Origin of the sequence: Bacteriovorax sp. BAL6_X, from assembly GCF_000443995.1 — a bacterium.
In the GTDB taxonomy this organism is placed as follows: Bacteria; Bdellovibrionota; Bacteriovoracia; order Bacteriovoracales; family Bacteriovoracaceae; genus Halobacteriovorax_A.
The window spans coordinates 612,862-633,102 of sequence record NZ_AUMC01000010.1 but is presented as its reverse complement, the minus strand read 5'-3'; the positions used below and the strand labels follow the sequence as shown (position 1 = coordinate 633,102).

Annotated in this window: 17 protein-coding genes; 5 read left to right on the top strand and 12 right to left on the bottom strand. The window is 37.0% G+C overall.

The genetic code is table 11. The annotated features are described in order from the left end of the window. Window positions 1-116 precede the first annotated feature (116 nt). A complete protein-coding gene (locus M902_RS13705; protein WP_021268570.1) occupies window positions 117-3,086 on the top strand; it encodes a hypothetical protein in 2,970 nt (989 codons plus the stop codon). Between the two features lies 1 nt (window position 3,087). Here M902_RS13705 and M902_RS13700 read toward each other — a convergent pair whose 3' ends face one another. From M902_RS13700 to M902_RS16185, 7 genes are read right to left on the bottom strand one after another with little or no spacing between them, the layout of a single operon-like run. Further along, the gene (locus M902_RS13700) at window positions 3,088-3,555 is read right to left on the bottom strand and encodes a chalcone isomerase family protein (RefSeq protein WP_021268436.1); all 468 of its coding nucleotides are present in this window, start codon (window positions 3,553-3,555) and stop codon (window positions 3,088-3,090) included. Then, window positions 3,548-4,240 (bottom strand): fatty acid desaturase, encoded by a 693-nt coding sequence (locus tag M902_RS16845; RefSeq protein ID WP_021268171.1) that lies wholly within the window; start codon window positions 4,238-4,240, stop codon window positions 3,548-3,550. Before M902_RS16845 ends, M902_RS13700 begins: the two co-directional genes overlap by 8 nt. An 18-nt stretch (window positions 4,241-4,258) precedes the next feature. Next, on the bottom strand, window positions 4,259-5,278 hold the full coding sequence (locus M902_RS13690) for a cyclopropane-fatty-acyl-phospholipid synthase family protein (RefSeq protein WP_021268026.1): 1,020 nt from the start codon (window positions 5,276-5,278) through the stop codon (window positions 4,259-4,261). A gap of 9 nt (window positions 5,279-5,287) precedes the next feature. Continuing rightward, the gene (locus M902_RS13685) at window positions 5,288-6,544 is read right to left on the bottom strand and encodes a cyclopropane-fatty-acyl-phospholipid synthase family protein (protein WP_021267923.1); all 1,257 of its coding nucleotides are present in this window, start codon (window positions 6,542-6,544) and stop codon (window positions 5,288-5,290) included. Beyond that, window positions 6,544-7,332 (bottom strand): DUF1365 domain-containing protein, encoded by a 789-nt coding sequence (locus M902_RS13680; RefSeq protein ID WP_021268082.1) that lies wholly within the window; start codon window positions 7,330-7,332, stop codon window positions 6,544-6,546. Before M902_RS13680 ends, M902_RS13685 begins: the two co-directional genes overlap by 1 nt. Beyond that, complete coding sequence (locus M902_RS13675; protein ID WP_021268674.1) at window positions 7,329-8,567, bottom strand: NAD(P)/FAD-dependent oxidoreductase; 1,239 nt, start codon at window positions 8,565-8,567, stop codon at window positions 7,329-7,331. Before M902_RS13675 ends, M902_RS13680 begins: the two co-directional genes overlap by 4 nt. Further along, complete coding sequence (locus M902_RS16185) at window positions 8,564-9,850, bottom strand: DUF1295 domain-containing protein (protein ID WP_021268535.1); 1,287 nt, start codon at window positions 9,848-9,850, stop codon at window positions 8,564-8,566. The genes M902_RS13675 and M902_RS16185 overlap by 4 nt, the downstream gene beginning before the upstream one ends. 251 nt (window positions 9,851-10,101) lie before the next feature. Between M902_RS16185 and M902_RS13665 the strand changes: the two genes are divergently transcribed. Both M902_RS13665 and M902_RS16180 read left to right on the top strand, forming a co-directional pair. Further along, window positions 10,102-10,629, top strand: coding sequence for a sigma-70 family RNA polymerase sigma factor (locus M902_RS13665; protein WP_198011907.1), 528 nt, complete (start codon window positions 10,102-10,104; stop codon window positions 10,627-10,629). Continuing rightward, a complete protein-coding gene (locus tag M902_RS16180) occupies window positions 10,626-11,318 on the top strand; it encodes a cupin domain-containing protein (protein WP_021267793.1) in 693 nt (230 codons plus the stop codon). The genes M902_RS13665 and M902_RS16180 overlap by 4 nt, the downstream gene beginning before the upstream one ends. A gap of 77 nt (window positions 11,319-11,395) precedes the next feature. Here the strand turns inward: M902_RS16180 and M902_RS13655 are convergent, their stop codons facing one another. Continuing rightward, complete coding sequence (locus tag M902_RS13655) at window positions 11,396-12,421, bottom strand: succinylglutamate desuccinylase/aspartoacylase family protein (protein WP_021268449.1); 1,026 nt, start codon at window positions 12,419-12,421, stop codon at window positions 11,396-11,398. Next, window positions 12,422-13,315, bottom strand: coding sequence for a 30S ribosomal protein S6--L-glutamate ligase (gene rimK, locus M902_RS13650; protein WP_021268317.1), 894 nt, complete (start codon window positions 13,313-13,315; stop codon window positions 12,422-12,424). It lies immediately after the preceding gene. A gap of 177 nt (window positions 13,316-13,492) precedes the next feature. Here rimK and M902_RS13645 point away from each other — a divergent pair, with 177 nt between their 5' ends. Next, window positions 13,493-13,837 (top strand): zinc ribbon domain-containing protein YjdM, encoded by a 345-nt coding sequence (locus M902_RS13645; protein WP_021268091.1) that lies wholly within the window; start codon window positions 13,493-13,495, stop codon window positions 13,835-13,837. Here the strand turns inward: M902_RS13645 and egtD are convergent. Continuing rightward, complete coding sequence (gene egtD / locus M902_RS13640) at window positions 13,834-14,826, bottom strand: L-histidine N(alpha)-methyltransferase (RefSeq protein ID WP_021268222.1); 993 nt, start codon at window positions 14,824-14,826, stop codon at window positions 13,834-13,836. The two genes, M902_RS13645 and egtD, sit on opposite strands and share 4 nt — an antisense overlap. Further along, window positions 14,826-15,974: an ergothioneine biosynthesis protein EgtB gene (egtB, locus tag M902_RS13635; protein ID WP_052607445.1), complete on the bottom strand. Its 1,149-nt coding sequence runs from the start codon at window positions 15,972-15,974 to the stop codon at window positions 14,826-14,828. The genes egtD and egtB overlap by 1 nt, the downstream gene beginning before the upstream one ends. Window positions 15,975-16,175: 201 nt before the next feature. On the opposite strand from egtB, the gene M902_RS13630 reads away from it, so the two are divergent. After that, window positions 16,176-16,955 carry a hypothetical protein gene (locus M902_RS13630; RefSeq protein ID WP_021268721.1) on the top strand — a complete coding sequence of 260 codons (780 nt, stop codon included), beginning with the start codon at window positions 16,176-16,178 and terminating at the stop codon, window positions 16,953-16,955. 17 nt (window positions 16,956-16,972) lie between these two features. Here the strand turns inward: M902_RS13630 and M902_RS13625 are convergent, their stop codons facing one another. Then, window positions 16,973-20,182, bottom strand: coding sequence for a chromosome condensation regulator RCC1 repeat protein (locus M902_RS13625; protein WP_021268486.1), 3,210 nt, complete (start codon window positions 20,180-20,182; stop codon window positions 16,973-16,975). Window positions 20,183-20,241: the final 59 nt, after the last annotated feature.

Genomic DNA, 20,241 nt, shown 5'->3' with positions numbered 1-20,241 from the left:
TAAGTTCAAAATGTTATAATATCTAATCAGAAAACATGACCAAAGTCATCTTTTCTGCACCCACAATTCTTCATTTACTATTAAGAATTAGGCTATAAATAACCGATAATAAAAGCATGAGAACAAGGCTTATTTTACTATTTATAAGTACTATTATCGAAATTAATACTTATACGCAAGGAACTACGGCCATCGAATCCCACAAAGACTACGAGATAGCCGTATGCCAAAATATAGTAACAAATAACCAAAGTGATGAATACTATATTGGTTGTGAAAATGGACGAATTAGATATTTTGAAAATCTCACAACCCTATCAAAATCAGCAAGCGCTATTGAAAGAAATATTTACGAAGACAGTCTTCTAAATGAACTAAGAGATTTCACAATAAGTGAGCTTAGAAAGAACAAAGCATACTTTGATAAAATAAAAGAATGTCTTATTTCGAATAATCCAAGTTGTAACGATATCAGAGAATCCATACTAAAAACAGTAAGAATGGAGTCTCCAAAACTTAGGGCCATGATGTCTATGATGATCCCTCCTCCTAAATTCCAGAGGATGAAACCAATTCTCTACAACACAACAATCAAACATAAATTCCTAAATAAAGAACTTAAAGCTTTAACTAAAGAAGAAAGAGTAAGAATTGAAGAAGAAGCAAAGGCAATAAAGTATCATTTTACACAAGCTTGGTTTGAACAAAATTTTGAAAAAAATAAATGTATTGAAAAGTTATCACCTACATCGTTTCGCTTTCGCCCTTCAAAAAGCAGATATTCCTGTGAGTCGTTTCATCAACGTACACTTGATGAAGCTGTTTCTTACGATATGTCTAAATACCGTAAAGAACTAAAGAAACAATATAATAACAAACTTGCGAAAAATCCGATTTTGGCCCAGATTGATCTGAGAGGTACTGAAAGCGATAAAGAAATCCTTAGTGAAGTCACTACTGTCATTTCTGATTTAGCCAAACAAACAAGTCTTTCAATAGATAGACTTACACATTTAAAAAAAGAAGATGAGGCTTCTCTAATTCGAAATGATAATATTTTAAATTCATTTATTAAAGACAGAGGAGTATCAAAGGTTCTGTGTGATGTCTCACAAAACCTAAAAGATCAAGAAGAGTTTAAGGAGATTAGAACTGACCTCGCCCTAGCGGGCGCAGCACTTATTGGTGGAGGGGTATGCGCTTTTACTGCTGGTATAGGTTGTATGATTGGAGTCGGTGTTGCCGCCGAGACAATTGGAATAAGTCTTGCTCAGAACCGCTATAAAGAAGCTGCACTAGCATTCAACTCTGGTCTTACAACAGCTCAGATATACGAGGATCGAAAATTTGAAAGAGATTTCACCCTTCTGCTTGCTCCACTTTCTATAACAGGAGAAATTATCGGTAGTAGTGTAAAGTACACTTCTAAGGCAATGCGCTACTCCCCAACAGGAACTAGTATTGATTACGACCTTAAGGGAATAAGAAAAAGAGATCTGTATCGTCAATCAACATTTATTAACCGAAGTGATAAGATTGGAAGTAGGGCCAACTTTATTTCAAAATATGAAGACTATATTCTCACGGGACCAGAATTAAATAATCGTTGGATTCAAAATGCAAGGGCCACTAATGCCTCTCTTTACTTAGATATTGAAAACTCTGCATTAAAAAGGTTAAACGATACAATTGGTGACAAGAGTCTTGTGACAGCACTAACGAATTCCCATAAGACAATTATCGCAACGAGAATCAATGAATTATTAAAGAAGTATCCAAATATTGATATTGAAGTATATTCAGACTTTAAATCAACACGTTACGCCTTTGTTCCAAAAGGCATACCAAGTGAAATTAAGGCCCAATTAACAAAAGAGCTTAATTCGGTATACCAAGAAGCTAACAGAGAATTTGCCAATATGGTTAAAACCATGGAGGGAATTCCTACACAAGAAAATATTCAAGGTTGGTTTCAAGCAGGAATTGGAGGGACGGCAGATGAAGCTGGGCAGGCTACAAAGAGAAGTCGTTCGGTAGATCGTTCAGGTCAAATTGCAAGCTTCCAAAAAGTAAAGTTTACAATCGAAGAAGATGTTAAAAATGTAGTAAAATATACGGCAAGATTGAATCCAAACCACCCTCTTGCAAAGGTTGGGCTTATTGAAAGAATAGATGATCAAAACACATTTGTGCCTACCCTTGAAGTTTTTGAAGTGGCGAGAAAAATCACTGGCCCTTCATATGCCCGAGGGGAATACCTTGCCAATGAACTGAATCAACGCTTTGGAAGTAAATTATCAATTCAAGAAGGGCAAGACTTAATGAAATATATTAAAAATTTAGACTCCCTAACCCCTGGTCTCTGGATTAAAGAGCGTGTTCATGCAAATTTAAACTCTGCAGTTTCTGGGGGAATGTCTGGAGACATCACAGGAATGGGAGCAAGAAATATTCGCCAAGTCGCATTTGATATTCTTAATAATGATAAGAACTCACCTTCTGATATCGTTAAGGTTACAAGAGAAGGCGAAGTAAAAGTAACCAAAACCTTTAATCAAATAAAAGCACGATTCAATAATATTGTAAAAGATGTTTTAGATGAGAGGCAAATTGAATACACTAACGCTTGTAGTGGTGACGATTGTGTCATGATTCCATCAAAAGAATTAACGGCCAAAGATCAGATTGCACTTGTTAGTAAATTCGCATCACAAGAAAACCCTTCACAGTTCAGACTAAGCATTATTCCTGCAGGGGTTAAACAAAATGATCGAACAAATTTAGCACTCCATGGAGAGCTCATCGAAAAACACCTTAGAAAGATTCTGACTGGTGTCGATGCTGGAAAAATCAATCACTCAAAGCTTAGAAATTTAACAATTGCGACAAAAATGCCTACACAAATAAAGAAGGGAAAGATTGATCTTATTATAGGAGTTAAAGAAACACATGAATTCACAAATGATGAACAAATATTAATTGAAAAAGCTTTAAAAGAATCAATTAAAAAAGTGAACAAAGAGCTCGGTTCAGAGACAGTTGAAAACAATAGTCACTATAGTGCAGGAACTATGGCATGGATCTAAATTACTTTAACAAGTCCCTTTTCAAACCTGAGTCGACAGGGTACTCACCAAGCCATGGAGCATGTGCTAGGAAATATAGTTTTTTATCATCCGTACTCTCAAGTATGACCTTGTCATTTTTTTTTATGACTACTTTGTTTCCATTGAGTTTATAGATAGATATAACATCTCCCTCCTTTACATCAACACTACTATCAACGAATAGCTTTATTTGTTTTTCAATATTATCATATTTCTTCAATGACTCCCTCCATCCTTCTTGAGATATTGTTCTATCGACGTCTCGAAGATATCTAATCTTAAGTAATTCAACGTTATCACTAGAGTTTTTAAAATAAGACACTTCATAAACATTCCAGATAAAATATGAAAGAGTCCCCTTTCCAACCAATCGTAGTTGTCCACTTAAAGCATTGGCACAGGTAAGTAGAAAAAATAAAGCTACAGTCATTCTCATTAGTTTAATCATAGCTCACCACCTTTGCTCTCTTCAAAAACTTAAGAGCAATAAAGGTAAAATCAAATTCATTTTTTTTATCAGCGAAATTCAGGCTACTTTCATTTGCATGATGATTATTTTGGTATAATTCCCCCATCATCAGAAAATCTATCAACAGAGTATTCTTGGAATGATCATCCAAGTTATGATTTCGATATCCATATTTATGGCCACACCAGTTTACAATCGCACCGTGAATTGGCCCTAGTAAGCTGTGAATTGGAACAAGCAAAAGGTACCAATATGAATCTGTAAATAATAGATACATCAGCGCATATAGTACGATAAAGAGTAATCTAACGAATACGGAATCAGCGACAGCAACAACACAAGGAAATTTTTCATCTTGTGTTTCTACGCTCATGTACTCTCTATACGTATTAAACATCATAGAGATAATATTCTTACTAATAACGGGAGAATGAGGGTCTCCAATATCATCTGAATATTTATGATGATTTATATGCAATGCTTTATAATGTTGAGGACGTAAAAAACTTGGCCCTTGAGCTAAAATTGTAAGAATCAAGAATGACTTGTCCCAAGCAGGTGTAAGCTTACAAAGACTATGAGATATATAACGATGTAAGTAAAAGGACTGACAAAATAATGACAAGTACCAATGGATAAATAGAAAGCATATTGCAAAAATCATTTTAATCTCCGTGTTTGACTACTTCTTTTCAAATAAGAAGTGCCCAACAAACCATTCTTCACCTTTACCATGACCAAATAATTCGGCACATGATGCAAAGAATATCTTCCATCGATGAAACCAAATATTGGCCCGATCTTCACCATAGGTAGCGGCCATAACTTTCATGATTTCAGGTCGCCTCTTCTCCATATTTTGAAACCACTGCTCTGAAGTTTCTTGATAATTGGCTCCATTAACCTTCCATTTTTCTATTAGTTTGAAACTATCTTGCACCTTTTCAAATAGGCCAAAGCTCGGCATCACTCCCCCGGTAAAGAAATAACGGCCCATCCAATTATCTTCACCCTGAGTTTCAAAGAAATAAGAGGCATCTTTATGACAGAAGATATGAATAAATAGTTTTCCATCATCATTTAACCAAGAAGAGAGTTTGGAAAATAAAGAATTATAATTACGCATATGTTCAAACATTTCGATTGAAATAATACGATCAAATTTACGCTCAATGCTAAACTCATTAATATCACATGTTATAATCTTAAGATTATTTAGAGAGCACTCTTTTATTCGACTTTCAATAAACTCTCTTTGTCCATTCGAATTTGAAATGGCGATAATCTTTGAATTAGGAAACTTCTTGGCCAGATATAAACTTAGAGAACCCCAACCACACCCTAACTCTAGGATCTCCATCCCATCTTCAATCTGAGCTCTTTCACAATATTTTTCAAGCATTGCACTTTCTGCTTCATCGAGACTCTTCACTCCATCATCAAAAAGAGCACTTGAATACTTTAAATGTGAACCTAATACCAACTTAAAAAACTCCGCAGGAAGCTCATAGTGTTGTTCGTTAGCTTTATCAACATCTTCCGCAATAAGGGACTTATTAAACTCTTCTATAATTCCATTTTTATGAAAATCGAGATTTTCATAAATCTCATCCTTACGTTTCTTGATTAACTTTCTTATTCCCATTCTAATTAATGGATTAGGAATAAGGCCTCTTTCAGCAGCACTCATTAAAATAGACATCATATCCTCCTAAGATCTATAAAGTGGTTTACCGAAGACTAAATGAGAAACACCAATGGCCCTTTCGCTAAAGCCCCCTATACAATACGAAAAATAGAAATTCCAAAGTCGTTTAAATTGTTCATCTTCGCCAAGTTTTGGAATCTTATGCGTTTCGTGATTAAATCGATTCTGCCACTCTTTAAGAGTACGTACGTAGTCCTGAGCAAAATCAATTTGAAAGTATAGACGCAAATCTGAAACCCTCTTAGCTGCATCTAGAACAGCATGAATAGAAGGGATAAAACTACCAGGGAAAATATATTTCTTAATAAAATCTAGCTCTTTGACAGCACGATCATACTCTTGATCATTAATGGTAATTATCTGTAAAAGAGCGAGGCCGTCAGCTCTAAGAACGTCTGATATCTTTTTCATATATGTATTTAAGAATTTTTCACCAACGGCCTCAATCATCTCAATTGATACGACACGATCAAAGCTCCCTTCAAGTAGACGGTAGTCTTTTTTCAAAAGAGTAATCCTATCTTCAAGTCCTGCTGCCTTAATTCTTCTTTGAGCTTCTTCATATTGATTTTCAGAGATCGTCGTCGTTGTAACATGACAGTCATAGGTTTGTGCGAGATGAATGGCAAGCCCCCCCCAGCCAGTTCCAATCTCAAGAATATGATCACCGGCCCTAATATTTAATCGCTCACCTATAAGTTTTAGCTTATATTGTTGAGCTTCTTCCAAAGTAGATTTTTTATTTGCAAATATTGCACTTGAATACATCATCGAGTCATCTAAGAAGTGTTTAAAAAGTTCATCTGGTAAGTCGTAATGGGCCTCTATATTCTTTTTAGAACCAGTAAGAGTATTTCGATTTTGCCAATATTCTAAAAACCTAGCAGGCTTTAGAAAATTTACAAAGCCAGAATCCATCTCACTAAGAAGGTCTTTATTGATAGCAAATACTCTCATAACATTACTTAAATTTGGAGTATCCCATTTCTTTAGGATATAAGACTCAGCAGCACCAATGGAGCCCTTGATAAAAATATCTGTAAAGAAGCTCTGGTCATGAATAATCATCTCAGCACTAATGCGCTTAGACCCACGGCCAAGAATATGCTTCCTACGGCCAACATAAATCGTTAATCGTACATTTTCTAATAAGGCCAACTTCTTTAAAATTGCGTCACGAAGAGTTCGAAGGAGCACACCTGGTCTATCATGTTTATTTAAAAATTGAGACTTCTCTATAGTTTTGATATTTGATCTCATTATTTCTCCTTTATATTCGTATGTGAAAATAACTCTCTACGACTAGCTGGATTCGGATGATCAAAGAAAGGTACACCTTTAATCCACAAGAGGAATGCTTGAAAATAAATGCCAAGGACAACCTTCAAAGTAATCAAAGGGAATTTAATTAGTATTTTATTAAGCGCACCTTCTGTGGCAACGACCTTCTTAAGGTTCATACTTGCCAAGAAGACCTTTTCCCCTTTTTCAAATGTTTCCATATTTATTTTTAATAAATCATGAGGATTGGAAAATCTCCAATCATACATCAAAGACATAGGAAAGAACGGTGATACATGAAATTCTTTTTTAAATTTTTTCCTAATCTCTTTGTCATGAGAGGCCTTTGTTGCATCAACAACATAACAAAACCTCTCCCCCCAGGGGGTATTTTCAATTTCGGCCATAATAGCTTCAATCTCACATTCTTTATTAAAGCAGTAGTAGAAAGTAACAGGATTAAAGCAGTGACCAAAATATCGAAGGCTTGTCAGCATTCTAACTGAACCTTCAATATTACGACCGAGGTGCATTTCAACAGTCTTTAAAACTTCACTTTTAAGATTCTTAGTCTTGTCACCGTGATAATCACTTCTTTTGAAGTATGCAATATTTCCCTTCATATAAGACCAGAAACGAGAGAGTGAGAAAAATTCATCAACCTCATCTAAATCAAGATAAACGAGAAAGAGCTTATACTTGAAAAAGTGTACTTTTGGACGAAAGCGAGAATGCATGACTATTCCTTCATAAAGACAAGATTTCATAATTTCTCCAATTCCTCAACGATTCTCAAGGCACTAAAGACACCATCTTCATGAAAACCGTTTCGCCAATAAGCACCACAATAGTGAGTGCGATTATGTCCGCTTATTTCATGCCACCTTGCCTGGGCCTTCATCCCATCTAAAGTAAAAAGTGGATGCATATAGCTCATTTCCTTTAGAATCTTATCTTTCTCAATAGGTCGATATGGGTTTAGTGTGACATTGAAATTCTTATGAAAATTGATGCCTTGGAGAATATTCATATTATAAGTGACAGTTGGGCCAATCGACTTCTCTGTAGGAAGTAGATAATTCCATGCTGCTATTGCAAGTTCTCTTTTAGGTAAGAAACTATCATCAGTGTGAAGATAAGTTGGATTGACAACATAAGGAATTGCAGAAAGTAATTCAATTTCTTTATTTGTAGGACTCTCTAGTAATTTTAATGCCGTATCTGAATGTGTTGCAATGATAACTTGATCAAAACTTTCACGGCCATCTTTCGTTGTAATAATAACTTGTTCTTTTTCACGAGTAATATATTTAACAGGAGTTTTAAGTCTTATTGATTTCTTAAAATGTGGTACCATTTTCTTAATATAGGAATTTGAACCACCTTCGATGACATACCACTGTGGTCGATCATCAACTTCTAAAAACCCATGATTTTCAAAGAATCGTAAAACGAATTTGGCAGGGAAGCGCCAAACAGCTACAGGATCTGTCGACCAAACGGCCGCCATCATCGGTACAATATAATAGTCGATAACACTCTTCCTAATTCCCCTTGTTTCAAAGAAGTGAGAAAGAGAAATATCGCCCGAGTCATTTACTAGAAAGACTTTGGCCTTTTTATTAAAGTCGATAATCCCATTAATCATGGAGTAAAACCAAGGCCTAAAGAGATTTCTTCTTTGAGCAAATAGTGTATTTAAGGTTGTCCCATTGTATTCAAGGCCAGTCTTATCACAATGAACACTGAAGCTCATTGCAGTAGATTTATACTCGACTCCGAGCTCATTGATTAGACTTAAGAAATGCGGATAAGTCTTTTTATTAAAAACAATGAAACCTGTATCGATTTTTAGCTCTTGATCATCGTATTCAATTTCGTGTGTATGAGTGTGGCCACCAAGATAGTCATTGGCCTCAAAAAGCGTGATATCATGCTTATTCGACAATTTATAAGCACATGTCAGTCCAGAAATACCAGAACCAATGATTGCTATTCTCATTGCGGCCCCTTTAATCTATTCTTGATATACCTAATTAAAGAACCAAGCAGTGGAATATGCTCATAAATGAATTCACCCATATCAAAATAATCACGATGATAACTCACTAGTCCAGATTCATTAAATTTAATGACAGAGTTTCCATATAAGATGACCGGCTTCCCAGAGTTCAGATTAGGTGTAACAAGAATCATCCTCCAAACGGCAACATGATGATTGCCATTGGAAACGATGTCAGAAAACTCAAAACGTATATCCTCTACTCCTTGATAGATTCCTTGATAGTAGTCTTTTACCGCATCAAGTCCTTTGTGTTCACCAATGGGGTCAATGAAGAGCGCCTGCTTGTCATAGAAGTTATTTAAGATTTCAATATTATCTGCTCGTAGCTCATTAAAAACCTTTTCAATTCGTTGTGCTTGCAGATTTTGACTATCTAAACCTGTAGCTTTTAGCTCTTTCACACTTACTCCTCCAATTAAACATATTATTAAGATATGTTTTATAATTTTTTTCGGAAACCAAATAAGAAAACGATTCGTTCGCTTTTGATAATCTCGGTATACTTCTCCTTTAGATTTCAATGATGACTCCTCGGCCGCAGGGACTCCTGTAACAGAAGTAATAAGATAAAGCATGATGATATACGGTATAAAACCAATAAAAGTAATAGGTCGTTCCATATCAAGGCCATAAACTCCGTATGATAACCAAATTAATGTTTCAAAGAAGTAGTTCGGATGACGTGAGTATTTCCATAAACCAATATCACAAACTTTACCTTTATTATTCTTAGAAGAAATAAAGCTTTTAAGTTGTCTATCTGCAATCATTTCTCCTATAAGTGCAATGGTGAACAAAGTACTTCCCAAGAAGTTAAAAAGAGTTAAACTTTCTATACTAAGAAGAAATAGAGGTATTGATAGGATCACTGTTAAAACGGCCTCGCCAATAAAGAGTCCATAAAGATAGACACCATACATAATCTTCCACTTCTTTTTTAAAGTTAAGTATCGACTATCTTCTCCTGTCTTTCTTATCCTTTGAAATAAGTGTGTACTTAAACGCATAGACCAAAAGGCATAAAGTAGACATAGTAATATCGCCTGAAACGATTCAAGTAATTCGGGACGATATAATAGCAATGAAGTAATAACTACGAGAAAGCTTGTGCTCCAGTAGAAGTCCAAATATGAAAATACTTTAATATTCAAAGAAATCAGCCATCCTATCGTAAAATAAAGAATAACTAAGAATAATACGAGCACAATTAAATCAAACATGACCAGTCCTTTATTTATCTTATACTTATGCTACGTGCATATTCAGATAAAAGATCACCATCACAGAAGTAAATTTATTTTTTTACTTAGTGATCCAAATAGATCCAATTAGCGTATTAAATAATATGAAGGCATTTACAGCATCAAATGACTTACTAAATAACACGTGTATAGTTTATGCTAAAATAATTCCTACTATAGGGAGATCAGCAAAGGTGCAACTCAGTCTAATAGACATTGAATATTTGCTTATGCAGATAGCGAAGGATAATTCGCGAGAAGCTTTTAAGAAGTTATTTGAATTCTATTATCCAAAAGTACTTGGATATGGCCTTAAAAGTGGACTAAATAAAGAACAGTCTGCAGATATGGCACAAGAAGTAATGCTTAAGATTTGGAAGAGTGCTCACCTATACGATAAAGATAAAGGAAATATAAACACATGGATTTATGCAATTGTGAGAAACCAAAAATATGACATATTAAGAAAGCAGCGCCGTGATCCATTAAGTATCATCAGTGCCTATGACATATTTGAAGAAGAATACCTGCAGCAAGAAGATGAGAATTATAATATTGAAGAAATTTATCACTTGGCCTATACAAGAGAAATGATAGCCAAACTATCATTAGAACAGCAGCTGGTTCTTAATGGCATTTATCAAGAAGGTTTAACTCAAAAAGAATTTGCAGAACAAGAGAACATACCGCTTGGCACAGTAAAGTCACGTATACGACTGGCCGTTAAAAATTTAAAAATTATATTGGAGCAAAAGTGAAGAAGCTTTATCATCCAGATATTGAATTAATAAAAAGATTTGTAACTGGAGAGCTTGAGGCAGGGCCGGGACTTCTTGTTAAAGCTCACCTAAATAATTGTGAAGATTGCCGAATACAAGCTGAGTCAGAATTTGAAAGTCAGGCAAATAACTTCTTTTACACTAATTCTAATCTTAAGTTAGAAAAAGATGTTACTGATGATATTTTCAATTTTATTTTAGATAAAGCTGAATGCACTAAAGCGAAGGTAGAAAGTAATAATATCCATAAACCGCCTATCGTAAAGTTTCAAAACAAGACATTTTCCCTTCCTGAAACATTTTCATTTATTTCAGACAAGGATATTAGTTGGAAAGAATTTGGGAAGAATAGTGCTGTTGCTCAGGTGACATCAGGTAAGACCGGAGGACTATACTTTATCTACCTAGGCCCAGGTGAAACTATTCCAAAGCATGGCCACCACGGTAGAGAGTATAGCTATGTTCTCGATGGTTATTACAGTAGTAATGGCCATAAGCTTGATACTGGAGATTTTTCAACTTTTGAGGAGTCTGACATTCATGAACCATCAACTACAAGTGAAGATGGTTGTTTAGTTGTTTCTTGGGTTGAGAATCGCTTAAACTTTCTCCACGGAGTCTTTACACCACTGAACCAGCTTCTATGGTGGTATTTAAAACGTTCATAAGGTTTTAGAGCAAATGTAGTCGCTACAAAAATTCACATTATGTATTTTAAAGACTTCTTCTCTCATAGATAGTAGAGCTAAACTTCAAAGTCAAAGTAATCAGACAGCTCACCTTCCCCTTCTTGAAGATCATCAATATCATCATGAGTATCTTCACAGAGGAAACCTATATTATAAAGTGCATCTCCGGCCATGACGACAGAAGACTTACTTATTCCTAAAATCACTCCATCATGCTCCATCGTTATGCGACCTATAAGTTCACCTGTAAGCTGTCTTAGTTCTCCTACAATCTCACCTTCTTTTACAATCTTTCCATGATGGGCCTTATTGATTAATAGTCCGCCTTTTATGGCCCTCATCCACTTAGTTTTGCGAATGATGAATTTCTCTTCTTTGAAATTCTTTTTACTCTTAATCATACCATAGTGGCTTAGAATACTTTTGACGAGATTGACTCCATACTTTGCAATCGTCTCGTCAATACGAAGACCTTCTCCTCCCTCAAAGACTATGCAAGGACGGCCAAGATCATTAATTGCCTCTCTTAGGGAACCATCTCTAAGAGTACTATTAACAACAAGTGGAATGCTGACATTATTGACAAGATCTAGCATACCTTCTGTGTCAAGATCGCAGCGAATTTGCGGGATGTTAAATCGGCCTGGTCCACCAGAGTGTAGGTCGACAAAGACATCTCCATACTTTGTTATTTGTTTGAAAATAAAATTTGCAAAGCGGGCCCCAAAACTTCCTTTGGGCTTTCCAGGAAAGCAACGATTTAAATCCTTTCGATCAGGTAGGTAGCGCTGTTTATTAAGAAAACCATAGATATTAACAGCAGGGATAATAATCAAAGTTCCCTTAAGTAGCTTTAGCTTGCCCTTCATCAAAAGTTGGGCAGCTCTTAATCCATTAATCTCATCCCCATGCATACAAGCTGTTACGACAACACAGGGAGAAATTTCTTTCGTTGCACGGTATATATAAACAGGAGCTTTAACTTTTTGTAGCCCATAAAAAGAAGGAAAATTGACAAACTCAACAATCGGTCTGCCAATCTCAACTTCTTCAACTTTTAATTTAAATAATTGATCATTCAATTAGTTATCCTTTACAACTTTTGTGTAATTCTTTTCAACGAAGTCGATAATTTCAACGGCTATATTCTTATTTGTACAACCTTCAATTCCTTCTAATCCAGGAGATGAATTAACCTCTAGAATCTTTGGGCCACTACCTGAGCGAATGATATCAACTCCGGCCATATTTAGTTTCATCGCTTTTGCAGCCGCAATTGCAACCTTTCTTTCTTCAGGGGTAATCTTCACAGGAGTTCCAACACCACCTCTGTGAATATTAGAGCGAAACTCTCCTTCTTTTGCTTGCCTCATCATTGTTCCAATCACCTTACCACCAACGACAAAGCAGCGAATATCAGCTCCATTTGCGTCTTTAATAAACTCTTGAACAAGAAAGTTCGCTTTAAGAATTCTAAAGGCATCAATTAAACTCTCTGCTGCCTTCTTTGTCTCAGCTAGAATGACCCCTTTTCCTTGTGATCCTTCGATAAGCTTTACAACCATCGGTGCGCCACCAACTAATTTAATTAGACTCTCTGTTTGTTGCGTATTATTTGCCATCCCTGTCTTAGGAAGAGGGAGATGCTTTTGCGATAAGATTTGAAGAGAGCGTAGTTTATCTCTTGAGCGTCCAATGGCATTGGAAGAGTTCAAACAATAAACACCCATCATTTCAAATTGGCGAACGATGGCCATCCCATAGGCACTAACACTTGCTCCAATTCTTGGAATGACAATATCAACCTTGTCTAACTTTCTCTTGCGGTAGTAAACCATTGGGGAGCCAGTTACAACATCCATATAACATTTGTCAGGACGAACGACTTCCACATGGTGACCTCTAAGCTTGGCCTCTTCTACTAACCTCTTTGTCGAATAAAGGTTTTTATTAGAAGATAAAATCAAAATATTCATTTGTACTCCGTAAAAAATAGAATCTAATTTTGCACTCCTATAATATAATCCAGAATTCTTAAACAATGATTATAAAAGTCAACATAATTCATAAATTTTTAGTTATTTTTAATTTCTTTTTTCTTGTGGAAGATATGTCATATTTACAATGGGGCAACGAAGGTTTACTCTTATCCAATGACAGAAGAAAATCAAACATGCCCAAAATGTAGCTCACCTTACGCCTATAACGATGGCCAATTATGGATCTGCCCAGAATGCTTTAACGAGTGGAATCCTGATGCTAGTTCTGAAGAGGATAGCACTCCACAATTCGTCGATGTAAATGGTGCACAATTACAAAACGGTGACTCTGTAACCGTTGTAAAAGACTTGAAGGCCGGAAAAGGCACGATAAAGTCAGGTACAAAAGTTAAGAATATCCGCCTTCTCGAGGAACCAGTTAATGGCCACGATATCGCCTGTAAAGTCGACGGCCATGGCTCGATGTACCTTAAGTGCTCAGTTGTAAAAAAAGCCTAGTTCTTAACAACTTGCCAAAGAGAATCGATAAATAACTGATCTTTATCAGTAAAGTGATCCTTTAGCTTGAAGCCAGTGTGCTGACACGTTCGCTCAATATCCTCTTTCGTGTACTTGAATGAATATTCGAGATGCAGTGGCTCATAGGCTTCAAACTCAAAACGATGCTCTAGCACTTTGATATACACCTCCTGCTTCTCCTTAGGAAGCAAGTAACTCTCCATTGCCCCCAACTTAGGGTTAAAGACACCAAGGTGTTGAAACTTATCTTTATCAAAATTTCCACCGAGCTCTCGGTTGATTCTATCAAGTAAATTAAGATTAAAGTCACGAGTGTAGCCGCTGGAATCATTATAAGCAGCACTTAACTTCTCCACATCTTTCTTAAGATCAAAGCCAATAAGAAGATAATCATCACTATTTAAGTACTTCCATAACTGCCGAAGGAAATTCTCACTTTGGGTACGATCAAAGTTTCCAATATTTGAGCCAAGAAAGAGAACTATTTTTCTCCTCTTAGATCTTTCTTTTAAAAACTTAAGCCCCTGCAAGTAATCCGCAACAATACCATGAATTTCCAACTCAGATTTGTGAGTAATATTCTCTTCCATCTGCTTTAGTGCTTGAGCCGAAATATCAATTGGAAAGTAATTGACTCTCTTTCCTTGCCCTAAGAAGCCATCAATAACCAGCTCACTCTTATGTCCATCTCCAGCACCTAACTCAATGATATCAACTTCATCTTCGCTTATTAAATTGGCTATCTTTGAACTCGATTCTTTTAAAATATTAAACTCTGTACGAGTTAAATAGTAGTCGCGATGTTGAGTGATCTTTTGAAATAAATCACTTCCACGATCATCATAAAAATACTTTGTCGATAATCGTTTATCAGGTTTTGATAGGCCCGTTAAAACATCAATTGCAAACTCTTCTAAGAATTCTGAATTTTGCTCTTCACTAACTTCTCTAAGTACTGACACTTCCATTATATATCCTTTGCAACTCTAATCCCCGAAAACATCCATCTCTGATGAGCACGGTAGAAATTTCTATACGTATTTCTGTAATGTTCACTAGGAGTTGCAAAACAGCCTCCACGCAGAACAAACTGATTACACATAAATTTACTATTATACTCCCCTAGGCCACCCATATATGATTCATAAGATGGATATGGTGAGTAATGGGAAGAAGTCCAACACCAAAGTGGTAATTTACTATCCCCAAGAAACAGCTCTAATTCAAACTCTGTAGGCAAGCGTTGACCTGACCAATTCGCAAATGCCTGGGCCTCATATAAGCTTATATGAGAAACCGGTGCATACATATCAAGTAGCACTAAACCGTGAAGAGTGAATTCATACCACTCTCCTTCGATTAGTCTCCAATAAAGTGGTGATTGAATCTTTTCTTCATTAATCCAATCCCAACCGTCACTCAACCAATACTGAAAGCTATGATACCCTCCGGAATTAATAAACTCTAAATACTCACCATTAGAGATATAGCTTTCACGAATGGCAAATGAGTTTATATACCTTTTATGACATGGCCTCTCATTATCGTAGGCAAATTCACTCTCACTATTTCCTAGCTCATGAACTCCCTCTTTAAAGTGCCTCCACTTTAATGATCCGGCCGAAAATGCCTCCAATCTCTTTTCAGAGTAGACAGGAGATAGCGGAGAGGAGCTTAGGATATGTTTAATATCCATCAGAAGTAACTCTTGGTGCTGTTGTTCGTGGTTTAATCCAATTTCTAAAAGAAACTCAATTCTTTCAGGTTCCATTGTTGTCTCCAACAAGGCTAACATTGCAGCATCCACGTGATTACGATAGTTCAAAACTTCTTGAACAGTGGGCCTAGATAGTAGTCCTCTCTTTTCTTGTTTCCAATGAGTCCCTACTGACTTGTAGTAAGAATTAAATAATAAGCTATATTCATCATTAAATTTTTCATATCCAGGTGAGTACTTGTTCAAAATGAACTCTTCGAAAAACCAAGTCGTATGAGCGAGATGCCACTTAGGAGGGCTTACCTCCGAAGCTGACTGTACTGTAAAGTCTTCAATCTTAAGCCCGATGCAGATCTTTAGAGTGCTCTCTCTTATGAGTCGATACTTTTCAACGCACAGAGACTTTTGCTCAACTATATCTAATAATTTTTCGCTAAAGGCTTCGATAATGGCTCCAAGTACATGTAAAGTTTAATTCTACAAAAATTACCTTTTGAGCTCAGGGATAAAAACTTAAGAATATTAAAATTTATTAAAGAATAATTTGGCATCCTATTTTATCTCGTAAATATCACTTATTATTTATAAAAAGGGAGGAATATGAAACAACTTTTATCATTAGCGATTACTTTATTTCTATTAAACTCAACTGTAGAAGCAAAGGAAGTACTGGACATGTCAGACCCACTTGCCGTCTACACGCAGGCCGGTATTGGAGCAACGAACAAAGGGCTAAACGTAAAGATTGGCATTTCTTACAGTACGGGAATCAAAGATGTTGCGGCCATGAATCTAATCGAGTTAAAGGGCCTCCTTGGTGACGACCTTGGATGGGATCGTCCTTCAAAGAAGTCGAATCGTATGGATAGTTTTCGCTTTAGAAATTTCAGCGCTAATATTAAATCCGGAAGAGGTTCTCAACTAGATATCAATTATAGTCTCAAAGAATCGTTTCTAGCAGAAAGAACAGGGAATGCTTCCTATTCAATCCTTCAGGCACTTCCAAAATTTTGGATTGTTAATCTCTATCCTTTGGCAGGTATAGGAGTAGAGTTTGGAAAGAACACAGTAGAAGATGATAGCTCAATTGATAGTGGTTTCTCTGTTATTGGATTCAATAGTGTCGTTGGCTTCTATGGAAAATTTACGATTACAGATAAGATCTGGCTTAATTACAACCCTATATGGGCAGCGGCACTTGCTGGCTCAGACCTTTACGAGACGTCTGGATATGGTGGAAAAGACAATATCCTTCTTCACGAATTTGCAGCAAGCTACCAGTTTACTCCACGCTTCAACCTTCGCTATTTTGCGAATTGGAGTAACCTAGTAGATATTGCTGATGGTGACCACAGAATCGAATTTAATTATCAGTTCTAATTAATCACTTTATCTTTCTAAGGGGCAGCGATACCAAATGTCGCTGACCCTCCTAAGAAGATCTCTGAAAACTTAATCCCTCGGTCATAGAGTAATAATGTTTCAACTGAGCCCCAAAAAGTATCTGGAAAGTTTCCAATCTCACCACCTTCACCATAACCAAAGCAGTACATATCACCTGTTACATTTTCAATTCCGCAAGTGTGCCACATTCCAGAAACGAGTTTACTCCAAGAACGGCCAGTTATAATTGCTGGTTCAGGTTGATTTGTATAATCCCCTTGTCCAAGAGCTCCGTTATTACCACTTCCCCAACAGTAACCATCTCCACTGGCCTGAAGAGCACAAGCGTGAGATTCACCAACAGATAGCGTTGTCCAAACACCACCTCCGACAACTTCAACTGGAGTAGAAGAGCTAACGTAAGATGTATCATTCCCTAGCTGTCCTCGGTTATCATAACCCCAGCAGTAGATTTTATTATCTGTTGCTAATCCACAAGCAAAGTGGTCACCAGTTCCAATATCTGTAAAAGTAAGGCCTCCATTAACTGCAGTTGGTGTTGTCGTAAGAGTTGTCGTATTTCCTGTCGCCACGCCATTTCCTATTCCACCATAGCGGTTCGTTCCCCAGCAGTATGCAGCGCCATCTGTGCGTATTCCACAAGTATGATAGTAACCAACAGAGATCTTACTCCAACTATGACCACCTACAATTAAATTAGGATCATGAAAGGACGCTGTTGTATCACCACTTCCAATTTGCCCGTAATTATTTCGTCCCCAACAGTAACCAACATTAGAAGTTGTTACCCCACACACAGAGTCATAATTAGCACTAAGAGACGCCCACTTATGGCCACCTGTAACTATTGTCGATGGGTGTGAATATGTGGCCGTGTCAGCTGCACCATTACCTAGTTCACCATATTGATCTCGTCCCATACAATAAGCATCATCAGAGTCGTCAATACCACAATGGAGCATATACCCTGCGGCCATCGATTTCCATGTTTTTGCCAATGGAACTTTCTTAGGCATAAAAAGTCCAGCATTCCCCATACCTGTACCGGCCTGTCCCCAGTTCCAATACTGCCCCCAACAGTAGCCATCACCACCTGTTGTAACACCACAACTTAAATAGTCAGAAGCTGAAGCGGATGCCCAATTATGGCCACCAATAACAAGAGTTGGTGTCAGGCGATTTTGAATATCACCGTCTCCAATCTCTCCCTCTTCACCTTCACCCCAGCAGTACATTTGATTTAAATTGTCGATACCACACGAGTGTCTTCCTCTCACCGAAATATCAACCCAAGTTTGAGTACCAGTAACTTGTACAGGGACATTAGAAGTTGTCCCTAGGCCATCCCCTAAATTTCCTTCCCCACTAAAGTCCGTTCCCCAACAATAAATATCACTTGTATTTGTTAGTCCACAGGCATGAAACCAATGAACTTCGATTTTATCAAATATTAGGCCACCGCTAACAGGACTAGGTGAATATGTGTCAGCACTTAGACCATCCCCTATAACATGGTTAGCTCCCATTCCCCAACAATACCCAACTCCCGCGAGTGTTAAAGCACATGTCGTATATTCACCGACAGCAACATTTTTCCACTTCGTTCCCGAATTAATTAAAGTTGGAGCAGTAATTGTTGTAGTGTTATCTCCCATTCCGATTTGACCATAATTATTTCTTCCCCAACAATAAAGATCATCAAGGGAGTTAATAGCGCAAACGTGATAATTACGAGCAGAAATCGACTTCCACTTCATTCCTCCCGGAACAAGCTTTGGAACAAATGAATCAGTAGCTGTTCCATCTCCAAATCGATAATAAGAATTATCTCCCCAACAATAGAGATCATCACTGCCATCAATTGCGCATGTTAGACGATAACCAGTAGAGACATCCTTCCACGTTTTCTCACCATCAACGATATGAGGAATATACTTAGGCTCATCGACTCCATAACCAATTTCACCGTACCATCCTTCACCCCAACAGTAGAGTTTTGACTCAGTTGTAATTCCACAAGAGTGCTGATCTCCAGCAACTATTTTTGACCAAGTAAGATTTCCAAGAACTTTATTAAGATCATTTGGGTAAAGAGATTGAAACTTTTGTGGATCATAAACATCAATTGGTGCACCAACATCCCATGAACCAAAATAATATAAGTTCCCAGGACTGTATCCTGTGGCCATCCCTTGCACTCGATGTTCGGAAGATACGATCGTCCCATCTGTGATATAAATATTTGCAAAATAGTATCCATCAGCTGCTGCATTAATTGTCATATCGATTGTACAAGTTTCACCAGGGTTTAAACTAGTTCCCGTACATGTATCATTTGTCATTTGAAAATTAGATGAACTCCCATAAATAAGAGGCGCCTGAAGTAATCCAGTTGAAATACCACCAGAATTAGTTAGAGTGATCGACTGAGTCTCCCCTGGGCCCGCTCCACCTGGCTGATAGAGTAGTGAGAATTCTGTTGCACCAAGAGTTAAACCTCCTGCTACATTTAAAGTTGTATACGTATCCGATACCACAACACTTGTGTTTCCGGCTTCATCAATGGCGCGAATTTCGATTCGATAATCTTCAGCACCATCTAATGTCAGGCCACTTACAGAGTCTCCCTTTGTAAAAGTAGTCCAATCCTGCTCAACTGAAGAGTCAGAATCTTTAACGACTCTTACCTGGTAACCAACAAGAACAAGGTTATCAGTTGAGTCTGTCGTCCATGTAATAGTAGGAGTTGTTGATAAGCTGGCCGGTACTGTTCCCAAAGTCAGGGCCGACACAGCAGTAGGGTCTGTTGTATCAAGAGTAATTGTTTTTGTGACTGTCTCAGAAGAAATAGCATTAGAGCTATCGGCTCCAAAAATATAAACAGTCTTTAGACCATCACCGCCTGATAAAGCAAATGAAGCAGGAAAACCTGTTACCCAATTTCCTCCTCCACATGAGCCAGCATTTGTATCAGCAGGTGCTATTGTTTGTGTCTCACTGATACAATATTGAGTTAGGTCATCACCACCACTCTTTGTCATATCAATACTATTAGTATTTGAATGTGTTGTTGAACCTGAACTACTATCACTTAAGATAACTTCAAGGCCCACTACTTCAAATCCAAAATTAAATGTAACTTCAGACTCTTTCAAACAACTAGTCATTAAAAGAATAACCGACAACAATAGAATACTTTTCATTTCCCTCACCTTATAAAATCAACATAATTTCTATCGGTAAATACTTTTTACTTATTTAA